This window comes from Nonomuraea lactucae, assembly GCF_003313395.1.
Lineage (GTDB): Bacteria > Actinomycetota > Actinomycetes > Streptosporangiales > Streptosporangiaceae > Nonomuraea > Nonomuraea lactucae.
The window spans coordinates 1-7,135 of record NZ_QNFZ01000889.1; the positions used below are offsets into that span (position 1 = coordinate 1).

Below are 7,135 nucleotides of genomic sequence, written 5' to 3' on the forward strand. Positions count from 1 at the left end.
ATGCCGGTCACGGTCCGCACGGTGGCCCCGCACAGCAGGGCCGACACCGCGAACGCGACCAGCTCCGGCACCCCCGCCCCCGTCAGGCCGCCGGCCGAGCCGTCCAGCGGCAGCCGGACCGTGACCAGCGCCAGCATGACGAGCCAGCTCACCCACCACGTCGCCAGCAGCGCGAGCCAGCGGGCGCGGCGGTCGAACGGCGGCCGGGCGCCGCGCCAGACCCCGTCCACCAGCACCGCCGGCGCCACCAGGTTGACCCCCGGCACCAGCCAGGCCGTGATGACCGGACGCGAGGGGGCCGCCCGGTCGTTGGCCTGCCGGGCCCGTACGAGCCAGGTGGTGTAGGCGGCCGCGGCGGCGATCGTGGTGCCGGCGACCAGCATGATCAGGACGGCGAAGACCGTCACGGCGCCGACGACCGCCTCGGCGTCGGCCCCCTGCGGACGGCCGCCGAACGCGGCGAGCTGGGCGGCGAGGCGGTGTCCGCGAGTGAGTTCGAAGATCACGAGAGCGCCCAGGGAGAGGACCTGCGCGGTGAGCGTCACGTAGACGGCAGAGGCGGCTTTCGTGGGTGGCTGGGCGTAGCGCACGTTGTTCTCCCCCCGGGCCATGCGCTGAGGTTCTCATTCACTTCTATCCCGCCAGCCTCGTTGTTAATCAGCTCACCACGCCGGATTCCCACGCCCAAGCTGCGATCTCCACTCGATTTCGGACACTGAGTTTCGCCTGGATGCTGCCCAGATGGGTCTTCACCGTCGACAGCGACACGAACAGCTCGGCCGCCACCTCCTGGTTGGTGCGCCCCCTGGCCACCAGGCGGACCACGTCCAGCTCACGGTCGGTCAGCGGTTCGTCCGGCGATCCTGAGCTCCGCCTCGGCCTGGCCAGGTGCCGCAGCAGCCGCACGGTCACCGAGGGCGACACCAGCGCCTCGCCGTCGGCCGCCGCCTTGACCGCCTCGATCAGCAGCGTGGGCCCGCTGTCCTTGAGCAGGAAGCCGGTGGCCCCCGCCCGGAGCGCGCCGTAGACGTACTCGTCGAGGTCGAACGTCGTGACGATCACCACGCGCAGCGGGTGCTCGACGCCCGGGCCCGCCAGCAGCCGGGTCACCTCCAGGCCGTCCAGCTTGGGCATCCGGATGTCGAGCAGGCACACGTCCGGTCGCAGCCGCCTGGCCTCGGCCACGGCCTCGGCGCCGTCGGCGACGGCGGCCACGACCTCCATGTCCGGCTGCGCGTCCAGGATCATCTGGAAGCCGGTGCGCACGAGTTCCTGGTCGTCGGCGATGAGCACGCGAATAGTCACGGGCCCAACTCTAGGATCGGCGGTTCAGCCGAGCACCAGGTCGCGGACCGTGGTGAGCGACTCCTCGTCGCGCGGGCCCATGACCAGAAGGCTCGTGACGGGGGAGGCGCGCCAGAGCTCCAGGCGTTCCTTGATCCGGCCGGGCGGGCCGACCAGCGAGATGCCGTCGGCCAGCTCGTCGGGGATCGCCTGGAACGCCTCGTCCTTGCGCCCTCGCAGGTAGAGCGCCTGGATGCGCTCGGCCGCCTCGGCGTAGCCCATCCTGCCGATGATGTCGGCGTGGAAGTTGCGCTGCCGCGCGCCCATGCCGCCGATGTAGAGGGTGAGCATCATCTTCACGCCGTTCAGCGCGGCTTTGACGTCGTCGGAGATGACCACCATGACCATGGCCGCGATCTCGAACCCGGGATCCCTGGCGGCGAGCGCCTCGCCGTACATCTCCTCGATCTTGGTCGGGAAGGCGAACAGCGGGAGCCAGCCCTGGGCGATCTCCGCGGCCAGGGCGACGTTCTTCGGCCCCTCGGCCCCGAGGTAGACCGGGATGTCGCGGCGCAGCGGGTGGGTGATCAGCTTGAGCGGCTTGCCCAGGCCGCCGGGCAGGGGGAGCGGGTAGTGCGGGCCGTCGTTGGTCACCGGGTCCGCGCGCCGCCACACCTTGCGCATGATCTCGACGTACTCGCGCGTCCTCGCCAGTGGCCTGGCGAACGGCTGGCCGTACCAGCCCTCCACGACCTGCGGGCCCGAGGCGCCCACGCCGAGCAGCAGCCGTCCGCCCGTCAGGTGGTCGAGCGTCATCGCCGTCATCGCCGTGGTCACCGGCGTGCGGGCCGACATCTGCGCGATGGACGTGCCGAGCCTGATGCGTGACGTCCGGGCGCCGTACCAGGCCAGCGGGGTGAACACGTCACTGCCGTAGGCTTCGGCCGTCCACACCGAGTCGTAGCCCAGCCGCTCGGCGGCCAGCACGGTCTCGGTTGCGTCGTCCGCGTTTCGCTGCCAGTATCCCAGGTTCAAACCGAGCTTCACGACACCTCCCGAATTATGTTCTATTACGGCCACGGCGGGGCTCGGGTGTCAATGCATGATCCTCCGGGGAGGTCAAATCCCGTGGTCAAAGCTCTGTGCCGCATCCTTGCCGTCCTCCTGCTGCTCGTCACGGCTGTCGAGCCCACGATCGCCACAGGGGACGCACGCCAGTCCAAGCCCAACATCGTCATGGTGCTCGCCGACGATCTCGACGACGGGCCGCTGGCCTACTTCCCGAACATCACCCGGCACCTGGTCAGCCAGGGCGCCACGTTCGACCGCTACTTCGTGACGAACTCGTGGTGCTGCCCCTCACGCGCGTCGATCCTTCGCTCGCAGTACGTCCACAGCCACGGCGTGCTGACCAACACCGCGCCCGAGGGGGGCTTCGACCGCTTCTTCGCCCAAGGTCTGGAGCGTTCCACCATGGGGCTCTGGATGCAGCAGGCCGGATACCGCACGGGGCTGATGGGCAAATACCTCAACCACTATCCGGGCGCGAGCGCCGCGACGACCTACGTGCCGCCCGGCTGGCACGAGTGGGACGTGCCGGTGCGCAGGCTCTACCACGAGTACGGCTACCGCCTCAACGAGAACGGCAACCTCGTCGACTACGGCTGGGCGGAGAGCGACTACCTGTCCGACGTGCTCGGGCGCAAGGCCGCCGACTTCATCACGACCAGCACCGAGCCGTTCTTCCTGTATCTCGCGCCGGTCGGGCCGCACAACCCGGCGAACCCGGCGATCCGCCACATGGACGAGTTCCTGTGGGGCCAGGCGCCCCGCCCGCCGTCGTTCAACCAGGAGGACATGAGCGCCGAGCCCGCCTGGATGCGCAACCTGCCCCCGCTCTCCGAGGACGACATCGCCCACGTCGACGACCGCTACCGCACCAGGATGCGGTCCATGCTCGGCGTGGACGACCTCGTGGGCACAGTCGTCAACACCCTGGCCGCGACCGGCAAGCTCGACAACACCTACATCATCTTCACCTCCGACAACGGCTTCCATCTCGGCACCCACCGCATCAAGCAGGGCAAGACCACCCCGTTCGAGGAGTCGATCAAGGTGCCGCTCGTGGTGCGGGGGCCGGGGGTGCGGCCGGGTTCGGTCATCGGCGACATGGCGTCGACGGTCGACCTGGGGCCGACATTCGCCGAGCTCGGCGGGGCCCAGCTGCCGCCGTTCGCGGAGGGCAGGTCGCTGGTGCCGCTGCTGCGCGGGCAGCGGCCGGCGCAGTGGCGCAGCAGCGTGCTCGTCGAGTTCTCCAGGCCGCTCGACCAGGTGTCGGCCAACCAGACGCCCGTGCCGCCCTACCAGGCGCTGCGCACCCAGACCCACACCTACGTCCGCTACGGCACGGGGGAGACGCAGCTGTACGACCTGACCACCGACCCCAACCAGCTGCACAACCTGGCCGGCCGTGCCGATCCGCAGCTCCTGCGCGACCTGGACGAGCGCCTTCGCGCCATGGTCGCCTGCTCTGGAGCCACCTGCCGGGACGCCGACTCCCGGCGGTGACCGGCCGGGAGGCCGTGCCCGCGTGAGACCGGGAGGTGCTCAGGAGGTGACGTCGGGCAGCAGCGACGGATAGGCGCGGGCCAGGTGATCGGTGACCGCCCGGGTGGCCTCGGCGGGGTCCCCGTCGCGGAGGGCCTGGAGGATGCGCCGGTGGTCCGCCTGGAGTGCCGAAGTGTCTCCCAGGCGCACGACGGCCTCGACCGAGTACCTCCTCAGCGAGTCGCGGAGTGACCGCATGAACGCGGCGAGGAGCCGGTTGCCCGACGCCTCGGTCAGCGCGCAGTGGAACGCCGTGTCGTGCTCCACGAACTCCTCCGGCGAGCGCGCCCGGTCCATCCCGCTGATCGCCTCGGCCAGTGCGGACACCTCGGGGCCGGTCGCCGCCGCGCGGGCCGCCGCCCAGCGTTCGATCATCAGCCGGGTGTCGATCACCTCGCGCGGCTCCAGCGCGGCCAGGCCCAGATGGAGGCGCAGCAGGTCCTTGAGCGCGCTGTCGGGCCTGGACGTGAGCACGGCGCCCGCGTCCGGGCCGCGCCCCACCTGCGACGTCACGACCCCGAGCGTCTCCAGCACGCGCATCGCCTCGCGCACCGAGGCGCGACTCACGCCGAGCTGCTCGGCCAGCCGGCGTTCCGGGGGGAGCCGGTCGCCGGCCGTCAGCCCGTCCGCGGCGATGCGGTGCTCGATCTGGGCGAGGACGTCCTCGAACGTGCGGGTCTTCCTGACAGGGTGCCAGCCGGTACCGGTCAACGGGTCCCCCCTGTGGTTCCACGATTGCGGTCGGTTCGGTATGGTCTGACCATACTGTGGTCCGACCATACGTCGGAACCCTCGGTCCGGCACCCCGGAAGGACGGTCGTGCGAGTCGCCCTGTTCATCACGTGCGTGAACGACACGCTCTTCCCTCGCACAGGCAGGGCGGTCGTGTCGCTCCTGCGCAGGCTGGGGTGCGAGGTCGAGTTCCCCGCCGCCCAGACGTGCTGCGGCCAGATGCACGTCAACACCGGCTACCGCGCGGAGGGGGTGCGGCTCGCGCGCCACTTCACCGAGGTGTTCGCCGGCTACGACGCGGTCGTGGCGCCGTCGGGCTCGTGCGCGGCGATGGTGCGGGAGCAGTACCCCAGGCTGGTACGGCCCGGCAGCCGGGGCGCCGTGGCGGTCGCCGAGGTCGCGCCCAAGGTCCACGAGCTGTCCGAGTTCCTGGTGGACGTGCTGGAGGTCGACGACGTCGGCGCGTACTTCCCGCACCGGGTGACCTACCACCCGACGTGCCACTCGCTGCGCGGCCTCCACCTGGGCGACCGCCCCACCCGCCTGCTGGAGAAGGTCCGCGGCCTGGAGCTCGTGTCCCTGCCGGCGGCGCAGGAGTGCTGCGGCTTCGGCGGCACGTTCGCGCTGAAGAACCCGGACGTCTCCGCCGCGATGGGCGCCGACAAGGCGCGCAACGTGCTCGACACCGGCGCCGAGGTGCTCTGCGCGGCCGACAACTCGTGCCTCATGCACATCGGCGGCACGCTCGGCCGCCAGAAGACCGGCGTCCGGGTCATGCACCTCGCCGAGATCCTCGCCTCCACCGAAGAGGGCGGGACACCGTGAGCGCCACCTTCCTGGGCATGCCGGGAGACTTCCCGAAGAACGCCGCGCGGGCCGTGCGGGACTCGCAGCTCCGCTACAACCTCCGCAAGGCCACCCACACCATCCGCGGCAAGCGCGCCGCGGTCGTCGGCGAGCTCCCCGACTGGCAGGAGCTCCGCGCCGCGGGCAAGGCCATCAAGGACGAGACCCTGCGCAACCTCGACCGCTACCTCCTGCGCCTGGAAGAGGCCGTCATCGGGGCGGGCGGCCACGTGCACTGGGCCAGAGACGCCGCCGAGGCCAACCGCATCGTCGCCGGCCTCGTCAGGGCCACCGGCGAGACCGAGGTGGTCAAGGTCAAGTCCATGGCCACCCAGGAGATCGGTCTCAACGAGGCCCTCGCCGCCGAGGGCATCACCGCCTACGAGACCGACCTGGCCGAGCTGATCGTCCAGCTCGGCGACGACTTCCCGAGCCACATCCTGGTGCCCGCCATCCACCGCAACCGGGCCGAGATCCGCGAGATCTTCCTCACCAGGATGGACGGCGCGCCGCCGGGCCTCACCGACGAGCCCGCCGCCCTGGCCGAGGCCGCCCGGCTCCACCTGCGCGAGCGCTTCCTGCGCAGCAAGGTGGCCGTCTCCGGCGCCAACTTCATGATCGCCGAGACCGGCACGCTGGTCGTCCTGGAGTCGGAGGGCAACGGCCGCATGTGCCTGACGCTCCCCGAGACGCTGATCAGCGTGGTCGGCATCGAGAAGCTGCTGCCCGCCTGGCGCGATCTGGAGGTGTTCCTCCAGCTCCTGCCCCGCAGCTCCACCGGCGAGCGGATGAACCCCTACACGAGCATGTGGACCGGGGCGGCGGAGGGCCAGGACTTCCACCTGGTGCTGCTGGACAACGGCCGCACCGACGTCCTGGCCGACGAGGTGGGCCGCCAGGCGCTGCGCTGCATCCGCTGCTCGGCCTGCCTGAACGTCTGCCCCGTCTACGAGCGCGCCGGCGGCCATGCCTACGGCTCGGTCTATCCGGGGCCGATCGGCGCCATCCTGACCCCGCAGCTGCGGGGCATGGAGACGGAGCTCGACGCCTCGCTGCCGTACGCCTCCAGCCTGTGCGGCGCCTGCTACGAGGTGTGCCCGGTCGCCATCGACATCCCCGAGGTCCTCGTCGACCTGCGCGCGAAGGCGCCCCACGGCATGGCCGAACGCGCGGGGATGCGCGTGGCGGGGTGGATACTCGACGACCAGGCCCGGCTCGCCAGGGCGCAGCGCGCGGCCACGAGGCTGCGCGGGCTGGTGCCCAGGCGGCTGCCCGGCCCATTGTCGGCGTGGACCGACACCAGGGACCTGCCGGAGATCCCGGAAGAGCCCTTCAGAGACTGGTGGGAGCGCGAAGGGTGAGCAAGAGTCACGGGAGCAGGCCGGCCACGGGCGGCGCGCGCGAGGAGATCCTCGCCCGGATCCGGCGGGCCGTCCAGGGCGCGCCCGAGGTGGAGATCCCCCGCGCCTACCGCACCACGACCGGCGTGGCCGACCTGGTGGGGCTGTTCGCCGAGCGGGTCGGCGACTACCGGGCGATCGTGCACGTGGTCCCCGCGGCCGAGGTGCCCGCCAAGGTGGCCGAGCTGGTCGGCGGCCGGCGCATGCTCGTCCCCGGCGGGCTCGCGCAGGAGTGGTCCGCGGCGGTCCCCGCGCCGCCCGGCGGC

General features: G+C 71.6%; 7 protein-coding genes and 1 pseudogene. 4 read left to right on the forward strand and 4 right to left on the reverse strand.

Annotated elements, in window-relative coordinates:
* From DQW85_RS30700 to DQW85_RS30710, 3 genes are all read right to left on the reverse strand, one after another.
* Positions 1-611: DUF4328 domain-containing protein (locus tag DQW85_RS30700; protein WP_113703301.1), on the reverse strand; the 611-nt coding region annotated here is incomplete at its 3' end.
* Between the two features lie 46 nt (positions 612-657).
* On the reverse strand, positions 658-1,305 hold the full coding sequence (locus tag DQW85_RS30705) for a response regulator (RefSeq protein ID WP_113703302.1): 648 nt from the start codon (positions 1,303-1,305) through the stop codon (positions 658-660).
* A gap of 24 nt (positions 1,306-1,329) precedes the next feature.
* Entirely contained in the window at positions 1,330-2,331 is a 1,002-nt protein-coding gene (locus DQW85_RS30710; protein ID WP_113703303.1) for an LLM class F420-dependent oxidoreductase, read from the reverse strand.
* 81 nt (positions 2,332-2,412) lie between these two features.
* On the opposite strand from DQW85_RS30710, the gene DQW85_RS30715 reads away from it, so the two are divergent.
* Entirely contained in the window at positions 2,413-3,852 is a 1,440-nt protein-coding gene (locus DQW85_RS30715) for a sulfatase family protein (RefSeq protein WP_240197527.1), read from the forward strand.
* Positions 3,853-3,891: 39 nt separating this feature from the next.
* Here DQW85_RS30715 and DQW85_RS30720 read toward each other — a convergent pair whose 3' ends face one another.
* A complete protein-coding gene (locus DQW85_RS30720) occupies positions 3,892-4,602 on the reverse strand; it encodes a FadR/GntR family transcriptional regulator (protein WP_113703305.1) in 711 nt (236 codons plus the stop codon).
* 108 nt (positions 4,603-4,710) lie between these two features.
* Here DQW85_RS30720 and DQW85_RS30725 point away from each other — a divergent pair, with 108 nt between their 5' ends.
* The 3 genes and pseudogenes from DQW85_RS30725 to DQW85_RS30735 form a co-directional block, all read left to right on the forward strand.
* Positions 4,711-5,448 (forward strand): (Fe-S)-binding protein, encoded by a 738-nt coding sequence (locus tag DQW85_RS30725; RefSeq protein WP_113703306.1) that lies wholly within the window; start codon positions 4,711-4,713, stop codon positions 5,446-5,448.
* A gap of 17 nt (positions 5,449-5,465) precedes the next feature.
* Positions 5,466-6,830 (forward strand): lactate utilization protein B, encoded by a 1,365-nt coding sequence (locus DQW85_RS30730; RefSeq protein WP_205315534.1) that lies wholly within the window; start codon positions 5,466-5,468, stop codon positions 6,828-6,830.
* A pseudogene (locus DQW85_RS30735) lies at positions 6,827-7,135 on the forward strand (hypothetical protein); the annotation flags it as partial. The gene DQW85_RS30730 and the pseudogene DQW85_RS30735, both read left to right, overlap by 4 nt.

Excerpts from the sequence above, each read along its gene's own strand:
- DQW85_RS30730 (WP_205315534.1), top strand. The coding sequence starts at position 5,466 with ATGCCGGGAGACTTCCCGAAGAACGCCGCGCGGGCCGTGCGGGACTCG.